Origin of the sequence: Streptomyces sp. TN58, from assembly GCF_001941845.1 — a bacterium.
In the GTDB taxonomy this organism is placed as follows: Bacteria; Actinomycetota; Actinomycetes; order Streptomycetales; family Streptomycetaceae; genus Streptomyces.
In genome coordinates this window covers 3,511,424-3,535,484 of record NZ_CP018870.1, presented here as the reverse complement: position 1 = coordinate 3,535,484, position 24,061 = coordinate 3,511,424, and the positions used below count along the sequence as shown (strand labels likewise).

Annotated in this window: 25 protein-coding genes; 15 read left to right on the top strand and 10 right to left on the bottom strand. The window is 72.0% G+C overall.

Translation table 11 applies throughout. The features are described 5' to 3' along the window. The first annotated feature begins 9 nt into the window (after positions 1–9). From dacB to folE, 6 genes are all read left to right on the top strand, one after another. Positions 10–1,452: a D-alanyl-D-alanine carboxypeptidase/D-alanyl-D-alanine-endopeptidase gene (dacB, locus tag BSL84_RS16020; RefSeq protein ID WP_075970588.1), complete on the top strand. Its 1,443-nt coding sequence runs from the start codon at positions 10–12 to the stop codon at positions 1,450–1,452. A 38-nt stretch (positions 1,453–1,490) separates the two neighbouring features. Continuing rightward, positions 1,491–2,642: a zinc-dependent metalloprotease gene (locus tag BSL84_RS16015; RefSeq protein ID WP_030037049.1), complete on the top strand. Its 1,152-nt coding sequence runs from the start codon at positions 1,491–1,493 to the stop codon at positions 2,640–2,642. Positions 2,643–2,961: 319 nt separating this feature from the next. Next, positions 2,962–4,032: a tRNA lysidine(34) synthetase TilS gene (tilS, locus tag BSL84_RS16010; protein ID WP_075970587.1), complete on the top strand. Its 1,071-nt coding sequence runs from the start codon at positions 2,962–2,964 to the stop codon at positions 4,030–4,032. 65 nt (positions 4,033–4,097) lie between these two features. Beyond that, positions 4,098–4,658, top strand: coding sequence for a hypoxanthine phosphoribosyltransferase (gene hpt / locus BSL84_RS16005; RefSeq protein WP_030010907.1), 561 nt, complete (start codon positions 4,098–4,100; stop codon positions 4,656–4,658). Between the two features lie 203 nt (positions 4,659–4,861). Then, positions 4,862–6,886, top strand: coding sequence for an ATP-dependent zinc metalloprotease FtsH (gene ftsH, locus BSL84_RS16000; protein WP_030037053.1), 2,025 nt, complete (start codon positions 4,862–4,864; stop codon positions 6,884–6,886). Between the two features lie 105 nt (positions 6,887–6,991). Further along, a complete protein-coding gene (gene folE, locus BSL84_RS15995) occupies positions 6,992–7,600 on the top strand; it encodes a GTP cyclohydrolase I FolE (protein WP_030037055.1) in 609 nt (202 codons plus the stop codon). Positions 7,601–7,735: 135 nt separating this feature from the next. Here the strand turns inward: folE and BSL84_RS15990 are convergent, their stop codons facing one another. From BSL84_RS15990 to BSL84_RS15965, 6 genes are all read right to left on the bottom strand, one after another. Next, positions 7,736–8,224 (bottom strand): DUF3180 domain-containing protein, encoded by a 489-nt coding sequence (locus tag BSL84_RS15990; RefSeq protein ID WP_030032397.1) that lies wholly within the window; start codon positions 8,222–8,224, stop codon positions 7,736–7,738. A gap of 48 nt (positions 8,225–8,272) precedes the next feature. After that, positions 8,273–8,881 carry a 2-amino-4-hydroxy-6-hydroxymethyldihydropteridine diphosphokinase gene (gene folK, locus BSL84_RS15985; protein WP_030032395.1) on the bottom strand — a complete coding sequence of 203 codons (609 nt, stop codon included), beginning with the start codon at positions 8,879–8,881 and terminating at the stop codon, positions 8,273–8,275. Beyond that, the gene (gene folB, locus BSL84_RS15980; protein ID WP_030032394.1) at positions 8,878–9,237 is read right to left on the bottom strand and encodes a dihydroneopterin aldolase; all 360 of its coding nucleotides are present in this window, start codon (positions 9,235–9,237) and stop codon (positions 8,878–8,880) included. Before folB ends, folK begins: the two co-directional genes overlap by 4 nt. Positions 9,238–9,369: 132 nt before the next feature. After that, positions 9,370–9,813 (bottom strand): nuclear transport factor 2 family protein, encoded by a 444-nt coding sequence (locus BSL84_RS15975; RefSeq protein ID WP_030032392.1) that lies wholly within the window; start codon positions 9,811–9,813, stop codon positions 9,370–9,372. A gap of 25 nt (positions 9,814–9,838) precedes the next feature. Next, positions 9,839–10,639, bottom strand: a complete 801-nt coding sequence (folP, locus tag BSL84_RS15970; protein ID WP_045324138.1) for a dihydropteroate synthase — start codon at positions 10,637–10,639, stop codon at positions 9,839–9,841. Positions 10,640–10,926: 287 nt separating this feature from the next. Continuing rightward, positions 10,927–12,777, bottom strand: coding sequence for a phosphatidylglycerol lysyltransferase domain-containing protein (locus BSL84_RS15965; RefSeq protein ID WP_030028359.1), 1,851 nt, complete (start codon positions 12,775–12,777; stop codon positions 10,927–10,929). Between the two features lie 152 nt (positions 12,778–12,929). On the opposite strand from BSL84_RS15965, the gene BSL84_RS15960 reads away from it, so the two are divergent. Further along, a complete protein-coding gene (locus tag BSL84_RS15960) occupies positions 12,930–14,039 on the top strand; it encodes an alpha/beta hydrolase (RefSeq protein ID WP_075970586.1) in 1,110 nt (369 codons plus the stop codon). Between the two features lie 84 nt (positions 14,040–14,123). Here BSL84_RS15960 and BSL84_RS15955 read toward each other — a convergent pair whose 3' ends face one another. Further along, positions 14,124–15,086, bottom strand: a complete 963-nt coding sequence (locus BSL84_RS15955) for an ABC transporter ATP-binding protein (RefSeq protein ID WP_075970585.1) — start codon at positions 15,084–15,086, stop codon at positions 14,124–14,126. Positions 15,087–15,236: 150 nt separating this feature from the next. On the opposite strand from BSL84_RS15955, the gene BSL84_RS15950 reads away from it, so the two are divergent. The 4 genes from BSL84_RS15950 to BSL84_RS15935 all read left to right on the top strand — a co-directional run bounded on the left by BSL84_RS15950 (position 15,237) and on the right by BSL84_RS15935 (position 18,738). Next, on the top strand, positions 15,237–15,935 hold the full coding sequence (locus BSL84_RS15950) for an ABC transporter permease (RefSeq protein WP_030028365.1): 699 nt from the start codon (positions 15,237–15,239) through the stop codon (positions 15,933–15,935). A gap of 4 nt (positions 15,936–15,939) precedes the next feature. Beyond that, positions 15,940–16,611, top strand: coding sequence for an ABC transporter permease (locus tag BSL84_RS15945; RefSeq protein ID WP_030028366.1), 672 nt, complete (start codon positions 15,940–15,942; stop codon positions 16,609–16,611). 61 nt (positions 16,612–16,672) lie between these two features. Next, positions 16,673–17,647 (top strand): ABC transporter substrate-binding protein, encoded by a 975-nt coding sequence (locus BSL84_RS15940; protein ID WP_045324135.1) that lies wholly within the window; start codon positions 16,673–16,675, stop codon positions 17,645–17,647. 95 nt (positions 17,648–17,742) lie between these two features. Continuing rightward, positions 17,743–18,738, top strand: coding sequence for a hypothetical protein (locus BSL84_RS15935; protein ID WP_045324136.1), 996 nt, complete (start codon positions 17,743–17,745; stop codon positions 18,736–18,738). A 10-nt stretch (positions 18,739–18,748) separates the two neighbouring features. On the opposite strand, the gene BSL84_RS15930 is transcribed toward BSL84_RS15935, so the two are convergent. The 3 genes from BSL84_RS15930 to BSL84_RS15920 are packed head-to-tail and all read right to left on the bottom strand — an operon-like array spanning position 18,749 to position 21,074. Then, positions 18,749–18,964, bottom strand: coding sequence for a hypothetical protein (locus BSL84_RS15930; protein ID WP_030037416.1), 216 nt, complete (start codon positions 18,962–18,964; stop codon positions 18,749–18,751). Between the two features lie 28 nt (positions 18,965–18,992). Further along, on the bottom strand, positions 18,993–19,886 hold the full coding sequence (locus BSL84_RS15925; RefSeq protein ID WP_045324157.1) for an arylamine N-acetyltransferase family protein: 894 nt from the start codon (positions 19,884–19,886) through the stop codon (positions 18,993–18,995). 45 nt (positions 19,887–19,931) lie between these two features. Further along, positions 19,932–21,074, bottom strand: a complete 1,143-nt coding sequence (locus BSL84_RS15920) for an NADH-quinone oxidoreductase subunit D (RefSeq protein WP_030037418.1) — start codon at positions 21,072–21,074, stop codon at positions 19,932–19,934. Between the two features lie 31 nt (positions 21,075–21,105). On the opposite strand from BSL84_RS15920, the gene BSL84_RS15915 reads away from it, so the two are divergent. The 4 genes from BSL84_RS15915 to BSL84_RS15900 all read left to right on the top strand — a co-directional run bounded on the left by BSL84_RS15915 (position 21,106) and on the right by BSL84_RS15900 (position 24,045). Next, on the top strand, positions 21,106–21,597 hold the full coding sequence (locus tag BSL84_RS15915; protein ID WP_045324158.1) for a PH domain-containing protein: 492 nt from the start codon (positions 21,106–21,108) through the stop codon (positions 21,595–21,597). Further along, on the top strand, positions 21,594–22,970 hold the full coding sequence (locus BSL84_RS15910; RefSeq protein WP_075970584.1) for a PH domain-containing protein: 1,377 nt from the start codon (positions 21,594–21,596) through the stop codon (positions 22,968–22,970). The genes BSL84_RS15915 and BSL84_RS15910 overlap by 4 nt, the downstream gene beginning before the upstream one ends. 203 nt (positions 22,971–23,173) lie before the next feature. Then, a complete protein-coding gene (locus BSL84_RS15905; protein ID WP_045324160.1) occupies positions 23,174–23,452 on the top strand; it encodes a hypothetical protein in 279 nt (92 codons plus the stop codon). Further along, positions 23,449–24,045 carry a hypothetical protein gene (locus tag BSL84_RS15900; protein ID WP_030037482.1) on the top strand — a complete coding sequence of 199 codons (597 nt, stop codon included), beginning with the start codon at positions 23,449–23,451 and terminating at the stop codon, positions 24,043–24,045. Before BSL84_RS15905 ends, BSL84_RS15900 begins: the two co-directional genes overlap by 4 nt. Positions 24,046–24,061: the final 16 nt, after the last annotated feature.

Sequence of the window (24,061 nt, the reverse complement as noted above, 5' to 3'; positions counted from 1 at the left end):
TGGTCCGAGGTGCCATTGGTCAAGACCTGGCAGCTCACCGCGGGTGCGGCCGTCGCCGGCCTCGCCCTGTCGGTGGCAGCGGTGACCGCCGCCGGCCCATGGGACTCCGGCCAGCGTAAGGCCGAGCGGGACAGGGCGGCCTCCTGGGGCCGTACGGGTGGCGCAGATCACGACGGCACCGCCGCCGCCGGACCCCTACCGCAGGCGGCGCCCAGCGCCCCCGGAGTACTGGGCGCCGTAGGCCCCGGCGTCCCGCGGGCACAGGCCGCCCCCGCCGGATCCGCCGACGGGCTCGCCGCCCGGCTGCGGCCGCTGCTGGCCGATCCCGCGCTCGGCACGGCCCGTACCGCCTCCGTCGTCGACACCGCCACCGGGCAGGTGCTCTTCGAGTCCGGGGCGCGCGAGCCGATGACCCCCGCCTCCACCGTCAAGATCGCCACGGCCGTGGCCGTGCTCGCCGCCCTCGGGCCCGAGCACCGGATCAGGACCACCGTCGTACCGGGCACCGCCCCAGGACAGATCGTCCTCGTCGGCGGCGGCGACCCCTCCCTCACCGCGAAGAAGAAGAGCCCCGCCGGATCCGGTGGCAGCCTCGTCGCCCTGGCCGCCGACACCGCCCAGGCCCTCAAGGCCGCCGGCACCGACACCGTGACCCTCGGATACGACGACAGCCTCTACACCGGGCCCGTCCGGCACCCGATCGGCGTCAATCCCAACATCGCCCCCGTGACCGCCCTCGCGGCCGACGAGGGCCGCCCCGACGACTCCACCTCCGGACCGGTGGACCGCAGCGACGACCCCGCCGGGGCCGCCGCCCGCGCCTTCCGCACCCTGCTGTCGGAGCGCGGCATCACCGTCACCGCGCAACCGGTCCGGGCCAAGGCCGCCGCCGGCGCCCAGCCGCTCGCCGTCACCCAGTCCACCCCGGTGGCCGGGCTCGTCGAACGGATGCTGACCAACAGCGACAACGACATCGCCGAAGCCCTCGCCCGCCAGACCGCCCTCGCCTCCGGACAGCCCGCCGGCTTCGAGGGCGCCGAGAAGGCCGTCACCGCCCGGCTCGCCGGCCTCGGCCTCGACACGGCCGGCTCCCGCTTCGCCGACGGCAGCGGTCTCAACCGCGCCGACAAGGTCAGCGCCGGCCTGCTGACCGCCCTGCTCGCCAAGGCCGCCGACCCCTCCCACCCCGAGCTGCGGCCGGTCCTCACCGGGCTCCCCGTCGCCGGCTTCACCGGCACCCTGCGCGCCCGCAACGCCGGTGCGTCTCCGGCGGCCGGCCTGGTCCGCGCCAAGACCGGCACCCTCACCGGGGTGAACTCGCTCTCCGGCACCGTCGTCGACTCCCAGGGCAGGCTCCTCGCCTTCGCCTTCCTCACGGCCCACAGCCCCGGCCCCGAGGGCGCCGAGAAGGGCCTCGACAAGCTGGCCGCCGCCGTCGCGGCCGCTCCGTAGGGGGTCCGCCGAAGGCCTCGCCCACGTACGGTTGACGCATGACGAGCATCAGTGGTGCGGAGATGGTCGACTGGAACCTCGCGGTGGCGACCGCGACCCGGCTGGTGCGACCCGGCCCGGAGGTCACCCGGGACGAGGCGCGGGCCGTCGTCGCCGAACTGCGCGGACACGCCAGGACCTCGGAACGGCACGTACGCGAGTACACCCGGATGATCCCGGACGGCGCCGCCGTCCCCGACACCCCCGTCCTGGTCGTCGACCGGCCCGGCTGGGTCAGGGCCAACGTCGCGGGCTTCCGGGCCCTGCTCACGCCCCTCCTCGGCAAGATGCAGGAGCGCCGCGCCGGCGCGCCCGGCGGAGCGGTCCTCGGCACCGTCGGCGGCAAGGTCACCGGCGTGGAGCTGGGCATGCTGCTGAGCTTCCTGGCCTCCAGGGTCCTGGGCCAGTACGAGACCTTCGCGCCAGTCTCCCGCGACCTGCCGGCCTCCGCTTCGGGCGGCCGGCTGCTGCTCGTCGCCCCGAACATCGTCCACGTCGAGCGCGAGCTGGAGGTGGCCCCGCACGACTTCCGGCTGTGGGTCTGCCTGCACGAGGAGACGCACCGTACCCAGTTCACGGCCGTCCCGTGGCTGCGCGCCCACCTCGAAGGCGAGATCCAGACGTTCCTCGGCGCCACCGAGGTCGACCCGATGACCGTCCTGGAACGCATCCGGGAGGCCGCCCAGTCCTTCGCCGGCGCCCGCCCGGACGCCGAGCAGGCCGACGAGGGGCGCTCCCTCGTCGAGCTCGTGCAGACCCCCGAGCAGCGCGAGATCCTGGCCCGCCTCACCGCCGTCATGTCCCTGCTGGAGGGACACGCCGACTTCGTCATGGACGGCGTCGGCCCCCAGGTGGTGCCCTCGGTCGCCGAGATCCGCGAGAAGTTCCAGCAGCGCCGCGCCAGCGGGGCGGGCCGCCTCGACGCCGCCCTGCGCAAGCTGCTCGGCCTCGACGCCAAGCTGCGCCAGTACCGCGACGGCGAGCGCTTCGTGCGCGCCGTCGTGGGCCAGGTCGGCATGGAGGGCTTCAACCGCGTCTGGACCTCTCCGAACACACTGCCCACCAAGGCGGAGATCGACCGGCCCGCGGACTGGGTGGCCCGCGTCCACGGCAGGGGGAACGAGGGGAGCGCGGACACCGCGCAGGGGTGACCTCCGGGAACTCCCGGGAACACCGGCCCGCCCGCACGCCGGGCGGGCCCGGCGCTCCCGCGCCGCCGCTTCCCACGCGTTCACCCGCGCCACACGTGACGAAGAGGCCTAAACATGTCTCACTGGGGGAAGCAGCATCACCCGTCCGAGGGACCGTGAGCCGTATAAGGGCGTGCGATGCTCGGGGAACGGCTCGGCTCTGTCACCATCGACGCACTCTGAGTGACATCCTCCGTTCCGCGGGGGCAGCCGGGCAAGCACCCCCAGCACACCACCCGACGCCTCCGAGGCATCCGAACTCCATCGAAGGGCACCGGACATGGGTCCCCATCCTGCGGTCGCGGCGATACGCCTGGCGGTCCGCCGCGTACTCCACGACGTCCTCACCGAGCTCACCGACCGCCCCCGGACCCCGTCCGGAGCGTTCCCCTGCGCCGACCCTCGCACCGGCGCGGGCACCCCGCCACTCGTGCTCGTCGCCTGCTCCGGCGGCGCCGACTCCATGGCCCTCGCCTCGGCCCTCGCCTTCGAGGCCCCCAAACTCGGCATCCGGGCCGGCGGCATCACCGTCGACCACGGACTGCAGGACGGCTCCGACCAGCGCGCCGCCGAGGTCGTCGTCCGCATGACCGCCCTCGGCCTCGACCCGGTGGAGTCCGTCGCCGTGCGCGTCGGCCGTGACGGCGGCCCCGAGGCCGCCGCCCGCGACGCCCGTTACGGAGCCCTGGACGAGGCCGCCGACCGCCTCGGCGCCGCCGCCGTGCTGCTCGGCCACACCCGGGACGATCAAGCGGAAACCGTCCTGCTGGGCCTCGCCCGCGGATCCGGCATCCGCTCGCTGTCCGGCATGCCCGAGGTGTCCGGCGGCCCCGGCCGCCCCGGCCGCAGCCACCGCTACCGCCGCCCCTTCCTCCAGGTCGACCGGCAGACCGCCCGCAAGGCGTGCATGGTCCAGTCCCTGGCCGTCTGGGACGACCCGCACAACATGGACCCGGCCTACACCCGCTCCCGCCTGCGCCACGAGGGACTGCCCGCTCTGGAGAAGGCGCTCGGGAAGGGTGTCGTCGAGGCCCTCGCCCGCACCGCCCAGCTCTCCCGCGACGACGCCGACGCCCTGGACGCCTGGGCCGCCGAGGCGGAGGGCGGCGTACGCGACGAGGACGGCCGCCTGGAGTGCGCCAAGCTGTACGCCCTGCCCCCGGCCGTCCGCCGCCGTGTGCTGCGCAGGGCCGTCGTCGCCGCCGGCTCCCCCGCGGGCTCGCTCTTCGCCCGCCACATCGAGGAAGTCGACCGCCTCATCACCGGATGGCGCGGCCAGGGCGCCATCAACCTGCCCGGCCGGGTGGAGGCCCAGCGGCAGGGTGGCAGACTTGTCATCCGGCAGGGCTGATTGGTGCTGAGACACGGCTGAGTCCTCCGGGGGACACCCCGGAGCCCCGGCCGACAACGAAAGTGATGCGGGTGGACGAGAAGGACATGGGCAACGACCTCCAGTCGGTGCTCATCACCAAGGAAGAGATCGACGCGAAGCTGGCCGAGCTGGCCGCGAAGATCGACGCGGAGTACGCGGGCAAGGACCTGCTCATCGTCGGCGTCCTCAAGGGCGCGGTCATGGTGATGGCGGACCTGGCGCGCGCCTTGTCCACCCCGCTCACCATGGACTGGATGGCGGTGTCCTCGTACGGCGCCGGGACCCAGTCCTCCGGCGTGGTGCGGATCCTCAAGGACCTGGACACCGACATCAAGGACAAGCACGTCCTGATCGTCGAGGACATCATCGACTCCGGTCTGACGCTGTCCTGGCTGCTGTCGAACCTCGGCTCCCGCCAGCCGGCCTCCCTGGAGGTCGTCACACTGCTGCGCAAGCCGGAGGCCGCGAAGGTCGCGATCGACGTGAAGTGGGTCGGCTTCGACATCCCCAACGAGTTCGTCGTGGGCTACGGCCTCGACTACGCGGAGAAGTACCGCAACCTGCCGTTCGTCGGCACGCTCGCCCCGCACGTCTACGGCGGCTGACCCCGCCCCGCCCCCGGGAATCCCCGGCGCCGCCGGGGAACCTGGGGGCGGTTCCCGCCGTTGGAGCAGGGGAAGGCGGGTCTGTCAGCCGTCCCACGGGCCGCGGGTGACAATTCAGGGGTACATTCCGAAGAACACTCTTTACTCACACAGCAGCATTTACCTACGGGCAGGAGGGACGGGGCGCCTGGCGTCCCGTATGGATGGACGTGAAGCGATACTTCCGTGGGCCGGTCATGTGGATCGTGCTGGCCGTCCTCGCCGTGGTCGTGTTGATGAATGTCGTCGGCTCCGGCGGCGGCTACAAGTCGGTGGACACCAGCGAGGTCATCAAGGCGATCAACACTGGCCAGGTGGAGACAGCCAAGCTGACCACCGGCGACAGCCAGATGATCAAGATTGAGCTCAAGCAAGGCCAGAAGCTCGGCAAGCACGACGGCACCAAGTTCCAGGCCAACTACATCGGGGATCAGGGCGTCCAGCTCGCCCAGAACCTCCAGACCAAGTACGACGCCGGTCAGATCCCGGACGGATACTCCGTCACCCCGGACAAGACCAGCCCGTTCCTGAGCGTGCTGCTCTCGCTCCTGCCCTTCGTCCTCATCGTCGTGGTCTTCCTGTTCCTGATGAACCAGATGCAGGGCGGCGGCTCCCGGGTCATGAACTTCGGGAAGTCCAAGGCCAAGCTCATCACCAAGGACACCCCGAAGACGACGTTCGCCGACGTCGCGGGCTCGGACGAGGCCGTCGAGGAACTCCACGAGATCAAGGAGTTCCTCCAGGAGCCGGCGAAGTTCCAGGCGGTCGGCGCCAAGATCCCCAAGGGCGTGCTGCTCTACGGCCCGCCCGGCACCGGAAAGACCCTGCTCGCGCGCGCCGTCGCGGGCGAGGCCGGTGTTCCCTTCTACTCGATCTCCGGTTCCGACTTCGTCGAGATGTTCGTCGGTGTCGGTGCCTCGCGTGTCCGCGACCTGTTCGAACAGGCCAAGGCCAACGCGCCGGCGATCGTCTTCGTCGACGAGATCGACGCCGTCGGCCGGCACCGCGGTGCGGGCCTCGGCGGCGGCCACGACGAGCGCGAGCAGACCCTCAACCAGCTGCTCGTCGAGATGGACGGCTTCGACGTGAAGGGCGGCGTCATCCTGATCGCCGCCACGAACCGCCCCGACATCCTCGACCCGGCGCTGCTGCGCCCGGGCCGCTTCGACCGGCAGATCGCGGTCGACCGACCCGACATGCAGGGCCGTCTGGAGATCCTCAAGGTCCACCAGAAGGGCAAGCCGGTCGCGCCGGACGTCGACCTGGGCGCCGTCGCCCGCCGCACCCCCGGCTTCACCGGTGCCGATCTCTCCAACGTCCTCAACGAGGCCGCGCTGCTCACGGCCCGCTCGGACAAGAAGCTGATCGACAACCACATGCTGGACGAGGCCATCGACCGCGTCGTGGCGGGCCCGCAGAAGCGGACCCGGATCATGTCGGACCGGGAGAAGAAGATCACCGCGTACCACGAGGGCGGACACGCCCTGGTCGCGGCGGCCTCCCCGAACTCCGACCCGGTCCACAAGATCACGATCCTGTCCCGCGGCCGGGCCCTGGGTTACACCATGGTCCTGCCCGACGAGGACAAGTACTCGACCACGCGCAACGAGATGCTCGACCAGCTGGCGTACATGCTGGGCGGGCGCGCGGCCGAGGAGCTGGTCTTCCACGACCCGACCACGGGCGCGGCGAACGACATCGAGAAGGCCACCGCCACGGCGCGGGCCATGGTCACGCAGTACGGCATGACCGAGCGCCTCGGTGCGATCAAGTTCGGCGGCGACAACACCGAGCCGTTCCTGGGCCGCGAGATGTCGCACCCGCGGGACTACTCGGAAGAGGTCGCGGCGCTGGTCGACGAAGAGGTCAAGAAGCTCATCGAGACCGCGCACAACGAGGCCTGGGAGATCCTCGTCGAGAACCGCGACGTCCTCGACAACCTGGTCCTCGCGCTGCTGGAGAAGGAGACGCTGGGCAAGGAGGAGATCGCCGAGATCTTCTCGACCATCGTCAAGCGTCCGGCCCGCCCCGCGTGGACCGGCTCCTCCCGCCGCACCCCCTCCACCCGCCCGCCGGTGCTCTCCCCCAAGGAGCTGCAGCTGACGAACGCGGCGAACGGCTCGGCCTCGGTCGCGCCGGTCTCCACGGAGAAGGGCATCGAGGTCGCTCCGGAGGACCGCCCCGAGTAACGGCGGGCCCGACCCACCCGGAATGGAAGCCGCGCCCCCCAGGTTCTAGCCTGGGGGGCGCGGCACATTTGTACGACCGCGTGTGCGGACAGGAACGAGGAAGACATGACCGACCCGGTGACCCTGAGCGGTGACGAGGGCACGATCGGCGAGTTCGACGAGAAGCGCGCGGAGGCTGCGATCCGCGAGCTCCTGATCGCGGTCGGCGAGGACCCGGACCGTGAAGGCCTCCTGGAGACCCCGGCCCGCGTGGCGCGCTCGTACCGGGAGATATTCGCCGGCCTGTACCAGAAGCCGGAAGAGGTCCTGACGACGACGTTCGACCTCGGCCACGACGAGATGGTCCTCGTGAAGGACATCGAGGTCATGAGTTCATGTGAACACCATCTCGTCCCCTTCCACGGCGTCGCCCATGTCGGCTACATCCCCTCCACCGACGGCAAGATCACCGGCTTGTCGAAGCTGGCCCGCCTCGTGGACGTGTTCGCCCGCCGCCCGCAGGTGCAGGAGCGCCTGACGACGCAGATCGCGGACTCGCTGATGGAGATCCTGGAACCGCGCGGGGTCATCGTGGTCGTCGAGTGCGAGCACATGTGCATGACCATGCGCGGGGTCCGCAAGCCCGGCGCGAAGACCATCACCTCGGCGGTCCGCGGCCAGCTCCGCGACCCCGCCACCCGCAACGAGGCGATGTCCCTGATCATGGCCCGTTAGGGTCTGTATCGAGTTGCGCCACGGGGCAACTCGATACAGGCCCTAGTAGCAGCGCGGTGCCGCGCTGAAGACCCCGAAGACGACGGTCCCCTCCGTGACACACGGAGGGGACCGTCGTCTTCGGTGTGCGTCCGCTCAGGCGTGCGCGGGGGACTCCGGGGTGGGGTCCTCGTCGTCGGGGAGTTTGAGGACGCGCTCCAGGAAGAGGGCGGCGGCGATGACGGCGATGCCCGCGAGGACCGAGAAACCGGCGTACCAGGCCTGGTCGCGGCGGGCGGGGACGTCGAGGGAGTCCGTCAGGAGGAAGACGCCCACACCGCCGTACATGCCCGCCACCAGCGCTGCCACCAGCGCGCTGGCCTGTCCGAAGACCACCGCTCGGGCCGCCATCAGCGGCTCCACGCCCTTCGCGCCCGGCCGGCGCTCCCGCTGGGCCTTGAGCCGGGCCCTCAACGACAGCGCCGTGGCCAGCAGCACCACCGCGATCACCCCCAGGACGATCGGCGCGGCCAGGGGAACGCCCGGGAGGGTGCCGTACGTGTTCCACAGGCGGGCACCGGCCCAGGACAGGACCCCGGCGACCACGAAGATGCCCGCCAGGATCCCCGGCCTCAGTTGCTTCACTTGCCCGTCCCCACCTTTCGCCGACAGCCGTGAACAGGCTACTAACGACTACTCGGGGAGGTGGAGTTCCAGGTCGGGGCGCGGCGTGACGCCGCTCAGGCCGATTCCGGCCAGGAGGTCGGACACCGGGCCGCGGCCGGGGAGCTGGGCCTCCGGGTCGATGTCGTGCCAGGGGGCCAGCACGAAGGCGCGCTGGTGGGCGCGCGGGTGCGGGAGGGTGAGGACCGGGTCGTCGCAGACGCGGTCGGCGTACGCGACGATGTCGACGTCGATGGTGCGCGGGCCCCAGCGCTCGTCGCGGACGCGGTCGAACGCCTCCTCGATGGCGTGCCCGCGCTCCAGCAGCGAGGACGGGGGCAGGGTGGTCTTCACCGCGATGACGGCGTTGAGGTACGAGGGCTGCGTGCCGGGCTCGACGCCCCACGGCTCGGTCTCGTAGACGGGGGAGACGGCCTTGACCCGCAGGCCGGGGGTGTCGCCGAGGGCGTCGACGGCGCCCTGGAGGGTTTCCAGGCGGTTGCCGAGGTTCGCGCCGAGCGCGATGACGGCCCATTTCGGGTTGGACAGGGTCACGTCCGCCGCGTCGACCGTCTCGACGACGGAGGCGGGTACCGGCTGGACGGTGGGGTCGCTCTGGGCGTTCAGTCCGTTGTTCATGCGCGGCTCCGGGTGATCGTGATGGTCACGTCGTCGAAGGGGACGGTGATGGGCGCGTCCGGCTTGTGGACGACGACCTCCACCTGCGCCACCGCTTCGTGCTTGAGGCACTGCTGGGCGATCCGCTCGGCCAGGGTCTCGATCAGGTCGACGGGCTCGCCCTGGACCACGGCGACGACCTCCTCGGCGACCACGCCGTAGTGCACGGTCTTCGCCAGGTCGTCTCCGGCCGCCGCGGGGCGGGTGTCGAGGTGCAGCACGAGGTCGACGATGAAGGTCTGGCCTTCCTCGCGTTCCCGGGGGAAGACGCCGTGGTGCCCGCGGGCCTTGAGGCCGCGCAGCGCGACACGATCCACGCGAATCACTCCTGCTTTCGTAGGTGCTTCCGGCCTCGGGGCTGCCCCGCGGCCATGGGCCTGCGCCGAGTGCGGTCGGCGTCGTCCGACTTCGAATTTACCTGCGAAACAGTCCGGCCCCCGCCGTAGGGGTCAGGAGGCGGGGTCCTCGTCGTCCTCGTCGGACTCCGTGAGCACGGGAGAACCGTGGTGGGACCACAGGCGCCAGCCCTCGGATGTGCGTCGGAACACATTCGTGGCGACGACGAGCTGGCCGACGAGCGGGCCGAGCTCTCCGCCGGCCTCGGCGGGCCCGCCGCTGAGGATGTTCTCCGTGCACGTCACCAGTGCCGTGTCGCCTGTGACGGCCACCTTGGTGTCGGTGAGGAAGAACTGGATGTACTCGGTGTGGGACATGATCAGCGCGTACGAGCGCAGTACCTCGCCGCGGCCGGAGAGCACCGGCCAGCCGGGGTGGACGCAGGAGATCTCGTCCTCCAGCCAGAGCGCCGACAGAGCGTCGAAGTCCCCCCGCTCCATTGCCTCGTAGAAGGCCGTGTTGACCTCTTCGACCGCTTCGATGTCGGTTCTGCTCACTGTTCTCCTTGTCGGTCGATGAGGGTCAGAGTGCCCCTTCCACGGCGCGGGCCACCCGAACCGCGTCGGCGGTCGCCCGTACCTCGTGGACCCGTACGGCCCAGGCGCCCTGGTGGGCGGCGATCGCGGAGACGGCGGCGGTGGCGGCGTCGCGTTCGCGGGCCGGCGGCGGCGGGGCGTCCGTCCCGCCGGCCAGGACCCGGCCGAGGAAGCGCTTGCGGGAGGCGGCGACCAGCAGCGGGAAGCCGAGGGCGCGCAGGTCCGCCATGTGTGCGACGAGGGCCAGGTCGTGCTCGGCGTTCTTGGCGAAGCCGAGGCCGGGGTCGACCAGGAGCCGCTCGGGGGCGATGCCGCCGGCGACGACCGCGTCGATCCGGGCCCGCAGCTCCGCGGTGACCTCGGCCACGACGTCGCCGTAGACGGCGAGGCTGTTCATGTCGGCGCTGAAGCCGCGCCAGTGCATCACCACGAAGGGGACCTCGGCCGCGGCGACGGCGGGGATCATGCCGGGGTCGGCGAGACCGCCGCTGACATCGTTGACCAGCGCGGCTCCGGCGTCGACGGCTCGGGCGGCGACGGCCGCGCGCATGGTGTCGACGGAGACGGTGACGCCCTCGGAGGCCAGGCCGCGTACGACGGGGACGACCCGGCGCAGCTCCTCCTCCTCGTCGACGCGGGAGGCGCCGGGGCGGGTGGACTCGCCGCCGACGTCGACGAGGTCGGCGCCCTGGGCGACGAGGTCGAGCCCGCGCTTGACGGCGGCGGTGGTGTCGAACCAGCGGCCGCCGTCGGAGAAGGAGTCGGGGGTCACGTTGACGACGCCCATGACCGCGCAGCGGTCCCATTCCGGCAGACCTGCGACCCGGCCCCTGCCGATGGCTCCGCGCTTGTTGTCCATGGCACCAGGGTAGGGCTGCCCGGTCTGTCCCAGCCTGCCCGGGCACCGCCCCGGCCCGCCCGCCCGGGCCCGCCGCCCCGAGGGGCCCCTGACCGGGGGCGGGGCCGGGCACGGCGAAGGCCCGGACAGGGGCGTTGCCTGCCGGGCCTTCGGGTGTCGCGGAGCGGTGTCGGGGCGGGGTGAGGGGGTGTGCGGCGGACAGGGGCGGACAGCCCCTACGCGGCCTGGACCTCGCGCTCCGGCTGCTTGGCGACGGGCGCCATCAGGTTGTGCGTGCAGGTACGGACCGGCTTGGGACGGCGGCGGCTCGCGAAGAGCCGCGGCAGGGCCAGCGTGACGAAGCCCTCGGCCTGCATCGCGGCGAAGCCGATGCGGGGCAGGTCGCGGGTGGTGCGGAAGACCACGAAGCGCGGCTCCCAGCGCGGCCGGAACTTCGCGTTGAACTTGTACAGCGACTCGATCTGGAACCAGCGGGAGAGGAAGACCAGCAGGTTGCGCCACATCCGCAGGACGGGGCCGGCGCCGATCTTCTCGCCGCGGGCCAGCGCCGAGCGGAACATCGCGAAGTTCAGCGAGACGCGCTCGATGCCCAGGGCCGGGGCGGCCTCCAGGGAGGCGACGATCAGCAGCTCGTTCATGCCCGGGTCGGCGCCGCGGTCACGGCGCATCAGCTCCAGCGACATGCCGTCCTTGCCCCACGGCACGAAGTGCTGGATGGCCTTCAGGTCGCCGAAGGGGCTGGTGTCGCCGTCCTCCACGCGGTGTGCGGTGGCGATGAAGCAGTCGCCGTCGCCCGGGTCGCCGACCCGGCCGAGCGCCATGGAGAAGCCGCGCTCGGTGTCGGTGCCGCGCCAGGCCTCGGCGGCGCCGCGGACCTGCTCCAGCTCCTCCTCGGTGAGTTCGCTGACCCGGCGGACCTTGGTGGTGTAGCCGTTGCGCTCGATGCGCTTCACCATCTGGCGGACATTGCGCATGGCGCGGCCGGAAAGGGAGAAGTCTTTGACATCGACAATCGCCTCGTCACCCAGCTCCAGGGCGTCCAGGCCGGTCTCGCGGGTCCAGACCTCGCCGCCGGTCTCGCTGCAGCCCATCACGGCCGGGGTCCAGGAGTGGGCCTTGGCCTCCTCCATGAACCGCTCGATGGCGCCGGGCCACGCCTCGACGTCGCCGATGGGGTCGCCGGAGGCGAGCATCACGCCGGAGACGACGCGGTAGGTGACGGCGGCCTTGCCGCTGGGGGAGAAGACGACGGCCTTGTCGCGGCGGAGCGCGAAGTGGCCGAGGGAGTCGCGGCCGCCGTGCCGGGCGAGCAGCTCGCGCAGCTTGCCCTCGTCGTCGGCGGTGAGCCGGGCGGCCGGGTGCTCGGGGCGGAAGGCAAGGTAGATGGTGGTCAGCGCGGTCAGCATGCCGAGGGCGCCGAGGGAGTACCCGACGGTCCAGGAGACCCGGCCGGCGTAGTCGACGGGGCCCTCGAAGCCGAACAGGCCGTAGACCACGTGGGTGATCTGCTCGTACAGGCCCGGGTTGCCGACGACCTTGCCCGGGTGGACGTTGACGATGACCAGTCCGAGGCCGATGGACCCGGCGCTCATCAGGACGAAGTTCGCGAGGGCCTTCCAGCGGCTGCGCGGGTCCGGGAGCGCCTTGAACTCACCCTGGTGGCGCAGGAGCAGCGCGAGGAGCAGCGCCGCGATGACCACACCGGTGATCGAGTGGCGGTAGGTGAACTGCGCGGCCGCGCCCGCGGGCAGCAGGACGACGGCGGCCCGCCAGGCGCGCCGCTTGTGCCGCTTGAGGCCGTGGGCGAGCAGCAGGAGCAGGACGCCCGCGCTGATGGAGAGGGCGGCCGCGAACGGGCCGAGGGAGCCGGGCAGCACCTCGGTGACCGCGTGGATCCGGCTGTGCCGGAAACGCGGGAAGACCCCCGCCGCGATGTCCAGAAGGCCGACGATCATGACGGCCGTACCTACCAGGCCGGGCACCGCCTCCGGCTGTGGGCCTCTGAGGATTCGGCGGACCCTGCTCGGAACCTGTCCCGACTTATCGCCATCTATCCTGCTAGACATCGCTTCCCGTTGCTCCGCGAGAGATCAAGTGGCCGAAGGCCGCGACAGCCTCCGGTGTGTGGTGCGTCCCTTAGGACGACATCGACGGACAGCGGGTTCACTCTTCCGTCGGAAAATTCCAGTCCTGCCATCAGAAAGTCGACTGACTGCTCATGGGTCTCACCAGTAATACGGTCCTGGCGCTGGCCGTCCTCGCCGGTGTGCTGCTGTTCGCGGCCACCATCTGGTTCTGGCCGAAGCTCTCGGGCCGCACCTGGCGTGCGGTCACCGGCCGTGTCGGGCTCCTGCTGGCGACCCAGCTCGCGCTGTTCTCGGCGGTCGGTCTCGCGGCCAACAAGTCGTTCCTGTTCTACGGTTCCTGGGCCGACCTGTTCGGTCAGGAGACGTCGATGGGCAAGGTCGTCGACCACTCGATGAGCAGCAGGGACATCAAGGTCGTCGACAAGCAGAAGCTGGACGTCCCCGGGGGCGCCAAGCCCCAGGTGGGCGGTCAGATCCTGAAGGTTGCCATATCCGGGCAGAAGTCGAAGATCACCAGCCCCGGCTACGTGTGGCTCCCGCCGGAGTACTTCCAGCCGCAGTACAAGGACGAGAACTTCCCGGCGTCCATCGTCCTGACGGGCTACCCGGGCACCGCCGAGAACCTCATCAAGGGCCTCGACTACCCGATGAAGGCCTTCAGCCTGTCCAAGGCCGGCAAGATGAAGCCGATGATCCTGGTCATGCTGCGCCCGACCGTGGCGCCGCCGCGGGACACCGAGTGCGTCGACATACCCGGCGGCCCGCAGACCGAGACCTTCTTCGGGGTGGACCTCCCGCAGGCCGTCCAGGACACCTTCCGGGTCGGCAAGAAGCCCGAGAACATGGGCTTCATCGGCAATTCCACGGGCGGTTACTGCGCCCTGAAGATCGCCGCGCACTACCCGCAGACCTTCGGTGCCGCCGCGGGCCTGTCCGCCTACTACGACGCTCCGGACGACCCGACGACCGGTGACCTCTTCCACGGGGACGACAAGCTGAAGAAGCGCGCGGACATCCTGCACGTCATGGAGAACAAGAAGCCGGCCGGTACGTCCTTCCTCGTGACCAGCAGCGAGAAGGGCGAGCCGAACCTCGCGGACACCCGGAAGTTCATCAAGAAGGTGCAGGGCCCGGACCGGGTCTCCTCCATCATCCTCGACAGCGGCGGCCACAACTTCAACACGTGGCGCCGTGAGATCCCGCCGATGCTGATGTGGATGAGCGGCCGCATCCAGGCCTGAGGGCCGGGCGGCCGGCAGCAGGCCGGTACGGAAGCGGAGCCAGGGGCCCGGCCTGAGGTCGGGCCCTTTCTCATGCCTGCCGGCTCATGCCTCCTGCAACTCGGCCCGGCGCAGTGCCCGGTGGACGTCCTGCGGGGTGAGTACGCCGGCCAGCTCGCCGGTGCCGGGGTCCGTGACGCCGATCCGCCCCGAGTCCTCCTGGAGCAGCGCGGCGAGGGCTTCGCGCAGCGTCGCGCCCAGTCGGACCGAAGCCGCCGGAACCGCCCCGTCCGCGGGTGCCAGGTCGGCGGCCCCGACGGTGGTGACGGCGAGCCGCTTGAGCCCCCGGTCGGAGCCGACGAAGGAGGCCACGTACGCGGTGGCGGGCGCCGCGAGCACTTCCGCCGGGCGGGCGAACTGCTCGATGGTGCCCGTCCCGTAGACGGCGATGCGGTCGCCGAGCCGGATCGCCTCCTCCAGGTCGTGGGTGACCAGCAGGATCGTCTTGCGCACGGTCTTCTGCAGGGTCAGGAACTCGTTCTGGAGCCGCTCGCGGACCACCGGGTCGACCGCGCCGAAGGGCTCGTCCATCAGCAGCACCGGCGGATCGGCGGCGAGCGCGCGGGCCACGCCGACGCGCTGGCGCTGCCCGCCCGACAGCTGCTCCGGGTACCGGCCGCCGTACACGGACGGGTCCAGGCCGACCAGTTCGAGCAGTTCGGCCGCCCGGGCGCGGGCCGCGGCCCTGGGGGTGCCGACGAGCTGCGGCACGGTCGCGGTGTTCTCCAGCACGGTCTTGTGCGGGAACAGCCCGACCTGCTGGATGACGTACCCGATCCGGCGGCGCAGCTCGACCGGGTCGGCGGCCGCGATGTCCTCGCCGCCCAGCAGGATCCGGCCGGACGTCGGGTCGATGAGGCGGTTGACCATCTTCATGGTGGTCGTCTTGCCACAGCCGGACGGTCCGACGAGCGTGACCAGTTCTCCCTCCGCCACCTCGAAGGACAGGTCCTCGACGGCCGTCGTCCCGTCGGGGTAGCGCTTGGTCACATGCTCGAATCGGATCACGGGCCCATCCTTCCCCACGGGCGGCGTACGAATGTGAAGGGCGTGTTGCCCTCTGCGAAAGATTCCGGCCATCGGGAGCCGTGGGGGTTAGGGTCGATCCGAGGCCGCACGATCGAGCATACGTACGTTTCATGACGGGGGGTGAGGCGCATGCCGGCACAGAACTGCCTGGTGGCCAACGACTGGCTGTGCTGGGACTACGTCACCTCCCGCTCGCAGGAACTCACCGACGCCACCGTCGAACACGTGTGGATCACCGGTGTGTCCGTACTGATCGGCCTGGTCGTGTCCGTACCGCTGGCCCTGCTGGCCCGCCGCGGCCGGCGCTGGTCGGCGCCCGTGCTCACCTTCACCACCCTGCTCTACACCGTCCCCTCCCTCGCCATGTTCTCCCTGCTGCTGCCCGTCTTCGGGCTGTCGGCGGCGCTGGTCGTGACCGGCCTGGTGCTGTACTCGCTGACCATCCTGGTCCGCAACGCACTGGCCGGCCTGGAGGCCGTCCCCGAGGAGGTACGCGAGGCCGCGCGCGGCATGGGCTACGGCCCCGGGCGGCTGCTGTGGCAGGTGGAACTGCCGCTCGCGCTGCCCGCGCTGCTCGCCGGCGTACGGATCGCCACGGTCTCGACGATCGCGCTGACCACTGTCGGCTCCATCGTCGGCAAGGGCGGCCTCGGGAACCTCATCGCCCCCGCCGTGAACAGCTCCTTCAAGGCGCAGGTGCTCACCGCGTCGGTGCTGTGCGTGCTGCTGGCGCTCGTCGCGGACCTGCTGCTGCTCGGCCTGCAGCGGCTGCTCACGCCGTGGACCCGGGCCGGCGTCCGCCCGGCCGCCCGGGTGAAGGGGGCCTGACGGCGTGGGCGGTGTGGTGGGAGGGGCCTGGGACTGGCTCGCGGACGGCGCCAACTGGGCGGGGGAGAACGGCGTCTGGCACCGGCTCGGCGAGCACGTCTACGTCAGCGGGATCGCGCTGGCTATCGCCTGTGCGGTCGCGCTTCCGCTGGGCCTGTACCTCGGACACCTCGGCCGGGGCGGCACCCTCGCCGTCAACGTCTCCAACGCCGGCCGGGCGGTCCCGGTCTTCGCGGTGCTGGCGCTCTTCATGGTCTCCCCGCTGCGCAACGCCGGGTATCTCCCGACCGTCGCCGCCCTCGTGCTGTTCGCCGTCCCGCCCCTGCTGACGAACGCGTACGTCGGCATGCGCGAGGTGGACCGCTCGGTGGTGGAGGCCGCCCGCGGGATGGGCATGTCCGGCGGGCAGCTCTTCTGGCGGGTGGAACTGCCCCTCGCACGCGGCCTGGTGATGACGGGGCTGCGCTCGGGCGCCGTACAGGTCGTCGCCACGGCCACGATCGCCGCCATGGTCGGCCAGGGCGGCCTCGGCCGGATCATCACCGCCGGTTTCAACACCTACAACACCCCGCAGGTCGTCGCCGGAGCCCTGCTGGTCGCCGCACTGGCCCTGCTGGTGGAGGGCGCACTGGTGGCGGCGGACCGGCTGCTGCCCCGGACCGGCGCCCGCCGCTGACCACCGCCCCCGCCCCTCGTCATTTCTGTCCCCCTCGTCCTTCTTCGAACGGAGCAAGTCCATGACCAAGACCACGCGCGTCCTCGGCGCGTCCCTGGGCGCGCTGGCCCTGACGGTGTCGCTGGCCGCGTGCGGCGGCGACAGCCTGGAGAAGAGCAAGGACGGCGCCGCCGCCCCCGCCGACGGAGGCAAGGGCAGCCTGGTGATCGGCGCGGCCGGGTTCACCGAGTCCAACGTGCTGGCGGAGCTGTACGCGCAGGTCCTCAAGGACGCGGGCTACAGCACGTCCGTCAAGACGGTCAACAACCGCGAGCTGTACGAGCCCTCGCTGGAGAAGGGCGAGATCGACGTCGTCCCGGAGTACGCGGCCACCCTGGCGGAGTTCCTGAACGCCAAGGTGAACGGTCCGAAGGCGCCCGAGGAGAAGCCGGTCGCCTCCAGTGACGTCGCGGCCACGGTGGCGGGCCTGGAGAAGCTCGCGGCCCCGCTGGGCCTGAAGGTGCTGCCGGCCGGCTCGGCGGTGGACCAGAACGCGTTCGCCGTGACCAGGGAATTCGCCGAGAAGAACAACCTGAAGTCGCTTTCCGACCTCGGCAGGTCCGGGCTGAAGGTGAAGATCGCGGCAGGTGACGAATGCGCCGTCCGCCCCTTCTGCGGACCGGGGCTCGCCAAGACGTACGGAATCGACGTTTCCGGGGTCGACCCGAAGGGCGTCGGCACCCCCCAGGCCAAGCAGGCCGTCAAGGACGGCGTCGACCAGCTCGTGCTCACCACGACGACGGACGCCACCCTCGACAGCTTCGGCCTGGTCCTGCTGGAGGACGACAAGAAGCTCCAGAACGCGGACAACGTCCTGCCGGTGGTGAACGCCAAGGACGCCGGCGCCCCCGAGATCGCGGCCGCCCTCGACAAGCTCACCAAGGTCCTCACGACGGCCGATCTGGTGGATCTGAACCGGAAGGTGGACGCCGAGCGCGCCAAGCCCGCCGACGTCGCGAAGAGCTACCTGGAGTCGAAGGGCCTTCTGAAGAAGTAGCGCGACTGGTTGGTGGAGGAATGCGGGGTAACTGCCCGGGAACAGATCGCCCGGTGGTATCCCGCACGACCTCTACGCCCTGTAAATTTCAGGCCATGCCCCGAGGACGCCACCGCAATCCCGAACCGCTGCACCGGCTGCTCGCCCCGACGGCCGTCGCCGCTGTCTCCGTCGCCAGCGCCGGATCGGCCTGGCTCCTGGCCGGCCCCGAAGACGCGACCGCGCTGCGGCTGCTCGTGGCCCTCGCAGCGGCCGCCGGGGTCGCCGGTGCCGTCGTGATGCGGTCCTGGGACCGCGCTGCGGGCCGCCGGGTCGCGGAACTGGCCCGCGAGCGGGTCAAGGACGAGTGGCGGACCGACGAGCGGATAGCCGAGCTCGAATCCGACCTCGAAGAGGCCCGGATGCTGCGCGGCCGGCTCGACGCCAAGCTGCGCGCCAAGCGCGTCGAACTGGCGGGCCTGCGGGGCGAGCACGCCGCCCTGCTGCGCCGGTACGCGACGGCCGAGACCGAGCGCGCCAGCGCCCTGGAGAAGCGCCGGCTGCTGGCCATCGAGGCCTCCGCGGCCCCGGCGCCGACGGACCCCAAGCAGCTCCCGGCCGTCTCCGAGGAGCGCACCTCGGCGGGCGCCCCCACCTCCCTGGGCTACGCCCGGGCCCACGCGGCCATGGCCGCACTGGCCCGCAAGGCGCAGGAGCGGGCGCTGCCCAAGGCGCGGGCCGTGGGCGAACTCCCCGCCGCGGCTGCCGCCACCGGCTCCTTCCCGGCCCGCCGCCCCGCGGCCGCCATGGCCCCGTACGCGGCCCAGCGGCGGACGGCCTCCCGCGTCGAGGGCGGCTTCGACTTCTTCGGCACCAAGAACACCGCCCAGGCGCGCGCGGCGATCGAGGCCGTGCAGAACGAGGACCTGGCCGACGTGGTGGGCGCCGAGGCCCTGGCCGTGCACAAGGCGGAGTCCGCCCAGGAGACGGCCGAGCCGGAGTTCAAGCCGCCGACCGAGGAGACGCGCGCGGTCGGCCAGGTCATCGACCTGACGGAGCACGACGAGACCGAGCCGATCGACGTGGTCCGCCTGCGCACCGCGATCTCTTAGCTCTCGTACCCTAGAACAGCGGCAGCTGCCCGGGGAACTCGGGCAGGGCGAAGCCGTCCAGCGTCGGCGCGGAGGCGCCGAGCACCACCCGCGCCCGGGATCCCGGGCAGGAGACCAGGTCCGCGCGGTCCCGCGGGGCGGGAGGGTCGTGGCGGGCGATACGGCCCGCGGTGACGGCGCAGTCGCGGCCGCAGGCGGGACAGGCCCGGCGGGGGGAGTGGGACATGCGCCAAGTCTGCCCTGCCGCACCGACATCAGTCCCGCGCGGGCTCCCCGTCGGCCCGCCGTTGGGCCAGCCACTCCTCGTGGTCCCGCTCCACCCGGGCCCACAGGACGGCCCGGTCCGCCGGGGTCAGGTCGTCGAGGTCCAGCTCGAAGAGCCCGCCCAGCACCGTCAGCAGTTCCTCCGGTCCGGACAGCACGCGCTCGTGCGCCTGCTTCCCGTGCTCCAGGCGGCTCAGGACCCGCCCGCGCAGGCAGTCCGCGCCGCCCGCGTCGCGGCGGAACACCGCGAAGACCCGCACGAAGGGCGACTCCTCGTCCGTGGACAGCCAGGTGTGCATGGCCTCGAAATCGGCCGTCGTCGCCGGGGCGTCGCGGAAGTTCATCCGTCGCGCGCCTCCCGCGGAGGGGAAGAAGGACCAGCCCGGGCCCTCGCCCTCCAGCGGGTCCAGCCGTTCCAGGGAGTAGGTGAAACCATTCTGCTCGTACGTGCCGGCGCGCAGCGGCAGCGGATCGTGGGGGCCCATGTCCCCGAGCCCGGCGTCCACCCAGTACTCCCCGCCGCCGACTCGGACGGTCAGGACAAGGTGGTCGCCCCGGACCTCACGCGACGCGGCGTCGGAGCTCACGGCGCCGACGTGCCGGGTCACGTCGTAGCCCAGGGATTCCAGGAGCAGGGCGAAGGCGCCGTTGAGGTGGAAGCAGTAGCCGCCCCGGCCCGCGGCGAACCGCCGCACCGACAGCTCCGGATCGATGCCCGGCGGCCGGCCGAGCTGGATGTCGATGTTCTCGTAGGCGATGCGCTCCAGGTGCGCGCGCTGGAGCGCGAACAGGGCGTCGACGCCGGGGACGGAGACGTCGGCGCCGAGGTCGGCGACGCCGAGGCGGCGCAGGTAGCCGTCGAGGAAGTCCGGTGTGCGTGTCATCCGGCCAGGCTAGGCGCGGAATCCTCGACTCCCCTTGAATTGCGGCTACTTGTCGATGTCGCCGACCACGAAGAACAGCGAGCCCAGGATCGACACCATGTCCGCCACCAGCTGCCCCGGCAGCAGCACGGCCAGCGCCTGGATGTTGTTGTAGGAGGCACTGCGCAGCTTCAGCCGGTACGGGGTCTTCTCGCCCTTCGACACCAGGTAGTAGCCGTTGATGCCCAGCGGGTTCTCGGTCCAGGCGTAGGTGTGGCCCTCGGGCGCCTTGAGGACCTTGGGCAGGCGCTGGTTGACCGGGCCCGGCGGGAGGCCGTCCATCCGGTCCAGGCAGGCCACGGCGAGGTCCAGGGAGTTGTGCGTCTGCTCCAGCAGGCACTCGAAGCGGGCCAGGCAGTCGCCCTCGGTGCGGGTGACCACCTTCAGGACGTCCTGGAGCTCGCCGTAGGCCAGGTACGGCTCGTCGCGCCGCAGGTCGAAGTCGACTCCGGAGGCGCGGGCGATCGGGCCGGAGACCCCGTACGCGTGCACGGCCTCGGCGGACAGGACCCCGACGCCGCGGGTGCGGCCGCGGAAGATCTCGTTGCCGTGGACCAGCTTGTCGTAGACGTCCATCCTCGTGCGGACGTCGGCGATCGCGGCGCGGGCCCGGCCGAGCCAGCCGGCCGGAAGGTCCTCCTTCAGGCCGCCGACGCGGTTGAACATGTAGTGCATACGGCCGCCGGAGATCTCCTCCATGACGGCCTGCAGCTCCTCGCGCTCGCGGAACGCGTGGAAGATCGGGGTGATACCGCCCAGTTCGAGCGGGTACGAGCCGAGGAACATCAGGTGGTTCAGCACCCGGTTCAGCTCGGCGAGCAGCGTCCGCATCCACACGGCCCGCTCGGGGACCTCCATGCCGAGCATCCGCTCGACGGCCATGACCACGCCCAGCTCGTTGGAGAACGCCGACAGCCAGTCGTGGCGGTTCGCGAGCATCACGATCTGCCGGTAGTCGCGGGCCTCGAAGAGCTTCTCGGCGCCGCGGTGCATGTAGCCGACCACCGGCTCCGCACTGGCGATCCGCTCGCCGTCCAGGACGAGGCGCAGGCGCAGCACGCCGTGCGTGGAAGGGTGCTGGGGGCCGATGTTGAGCACCATGTCGGTGCTCTCCGCCGCGCCGCCGATGCCGACCGTGGTCTCCGTCATGCGGGCATTGTCTCAGTCCTACGCTGGGGGGATGGATACGGGGACGAAGGGTGAGACGGGCGGCCTGCGCTGGGTGGGGCTGCCCGGCGGGCTGCTCACCATGAGGCGGACGCTGCTCGTGGTCTGGTGCGCTCTGCTGGCGGTGGCCACCGCACTGCTGCTCGGCCTGCTCGTGGGCCCGGCATGGGCGGCGGTCGCGGCGTTCTGGCCGGCCGTCGGAGTGTGGGGCTGGGTGCTCCTCGGGCGGAACTGGAGGTCCTGGCGGTACGCCGAGCGCGCCGACGACCTGCTGATCAGCCGGGGGGTCCTGTGGCGGGAGCAGACGGTGGTCCCGTACGGCCGGATGCAGCTGGTCGAGGTCACCTCCGGCCCGGTGGAGCGGCGCTTCGGCCTGGCCTCCCTCCAGCTGCACACGGCGGCGGCCGCCACCGACGCCCGGATCCCGGGGCTGGTGCCGGCCGAGGCGGAGCGCCTGCGCGACCGGCTCGCCGCCCTCGGCGAGGCAAGGTCGGCGGGCCTGTGAGCGCCGGTCCGGCCGGGGCGACCGGCTCGCCGGGTGGCGCCGCGGAGGAGCCCGGCGGGCAGCCCGTGACCGAGCGGCGGCTGCATCCCTTCACGCCGCTGCGCCGCGCCTGGGTGCCGATCGCCGCGACCGTCGGCGTCCTCGCCCAGCAGGGCGACCGGGCGGCGCGCTGGATGGCTGACCTGTCCACCCTCATGCGGCTGCTGACGCTGGCCGCAGTGATCCTGATGTTCGGCGTGTACGGCTTCCTGAGCTGGTGGTTCACCCACTACGCGGTCACCGACACCGAGCTGCGCATCCGCACCGGGCTGCTCTTCCGCCGCACCGCACACATCCGGCTGGACCGGCTCCAGGCCGTGGACGTCACCCGGCCGCTGCTCGCCCGGCTGACCGGGGTCGCCAGCCTGCGCCTCGACGTCATCGGCACCGAGGACAAGGACCAGCTGGCCTTCCTCGGCGAACAGGAGGCCGTCGCCCTGCGCGCCGAGCTCCTGGCCCGCGCCGCCGGCTTCGCCCCCGAGGAGGCGGTACGCCTCGGCGAGGCCCCGCAGCGCGAACTGCTGCGCGTTACCCCGCGCGAGCTCGCCGTCTCGCTGGCGCTCAGCCTCGGCGTCTGGGCGGCCCTGGCCGGCGGGATCGTGGCGCCGTTCGCCGTGTGGTGGTTCAGCTCCAGCCCGTGGGCGGCCTTCGCCACACTGCTCCCGATGCTGGGCGCGGTCTGGGCGGGCACCGTGGGCCGCTTCCTCACCGAGTACGACTGGCGGGTCGCCGAGTCCCCGGACGGGCTGCGCCTGGACCACGGGATGCTGGACCGGGCCCACGAGACCGTGCCGCCGGGCCGGGTACAGACCGTACGGATCGTGGAACCGCTGCTGTGGCGGCGCACCGACCGGGTCCGGGTGGAACTGGCCGTGGCCGGATCGAAGAACGAGGTCCTGGTGCCGGTGGCCTCACGGGCCGACGCGTACGCCGTGATCGCCCGGGTCCTGCCCGGCGTCGACCTGGCGGGCCTGACCTACTCCGGCTCCCCGGGCACCGGCTCGCGCTGGGTGGTCCCGGTGTGGTGGAAGGGCTACGCCCTGGCGGTCTCCCCGGAGGTGTTCGCCGCCCGGCACGGCCGCCTGTGCCGCCGTACGGAGATCGTCCCGCACGCCAAGGTGCAGAGCGTCCGGTTCACCCAGGGGCCGTGGGCCCGCGCCCGCGGGGTCGCCGACGTGCACGTGGACACCGGCGCGAACGGCACGGTCACCGCCCGGCTGCGGGAGGCCTCCGAGGCGGCGCGGCTCCTGCACGAGCAGGCCGCCCGCTCACACACCTCCCGGGCGGCGGCCCGCCCGGACCGCTGGATGACCGGGTCCGGACAAGAGGCGTGAGACCGCACTGCGCGGCTCGGCTCGCCTCCGGGGCGCCTGTTGCCGGCTCGTGCCGGCGTACGTGCTCGGAAACGCTCGTGCCTCGCGATTCCTGCGCGCGTTCACCGTCACTCCCCGGCGCGCCCCTTCGGCTCGCTCGCGCGACCCCGAGCGTGTGTCAACGAAATCTTGACAAGGTGATCATGTCAAGGTTTCCTTGACGCATGCTGATCTTGCGATCGAAGACCCGCCGCGATGTCCCGCCTGCCACCCCGTCCATGGCCGCCGCGCTGCCGTTCGCCGTGCTCCTGCCCGCCCTGAGCGTGGTGTTCGGCGACCGGCTCGGCACCCCCGCCACGGTCGCGCTGATCCTCGCGGGTCTCGCGGTCATCGCCTGCACGGCCGCCCAGGCAGGCCGGGCGGCGGTCCGCGCCGAGCAGGCGCGCCGCGACGAGGCCGTCCTCGACGCCCTCGAACCCCTCGCCGGGCTGCGCCGCCGATGAGCGACGAACCGCTGCTCCACCCGGTGGAGACGGACCGGATCCGGGAGGGGATCGCCGCCGCGGTCCTCGGCGCCCCCGAAGGGCTTGCCGAATCCCTCGAACACGACCCCCACGGCTACCTGCGCCTGGTGGACGCCTCACGCGTGGGCGCCGAGGAGTCGAGCCGGCTGCTGCGCGAGGCCGTTCAGGGCGCCAGGGCCGCCGGACACAGCTGGGACGCGGTGGGCCGCGTCCTGGGCGTGAGCCGCCAGGCCGCCCAGCAGCGCTTCGCGGGCAAGGCGGCGGCCGGCGCGAGCCCGTCGGCGCCGTCCTCCGGAGAGCCGGGCGGGCCCGAGCGCCGCATCCTCGGCGGCCTGTCCGCGTTCAACGAGATGGCCGCCCTGGAGGAGGCCGGCCGCGACGGCTGGCACATGGTCGGCTACGGCCCCTTCTTCCACGAGGTGGAGGCCTCCGACCACCCATGGGAGCACTGCCGGATCACGCTGCCCTCCCCCGCCCGGCACCGGCGCATGGAAGCGGAAGGCTGGATCCCGGTCGGTGCGGGCTGGTTCCCCTGGCGCTACTACAAGCGCCCCCTCGACGCGCGCACCTGACCGGGCGGCAGCCGGG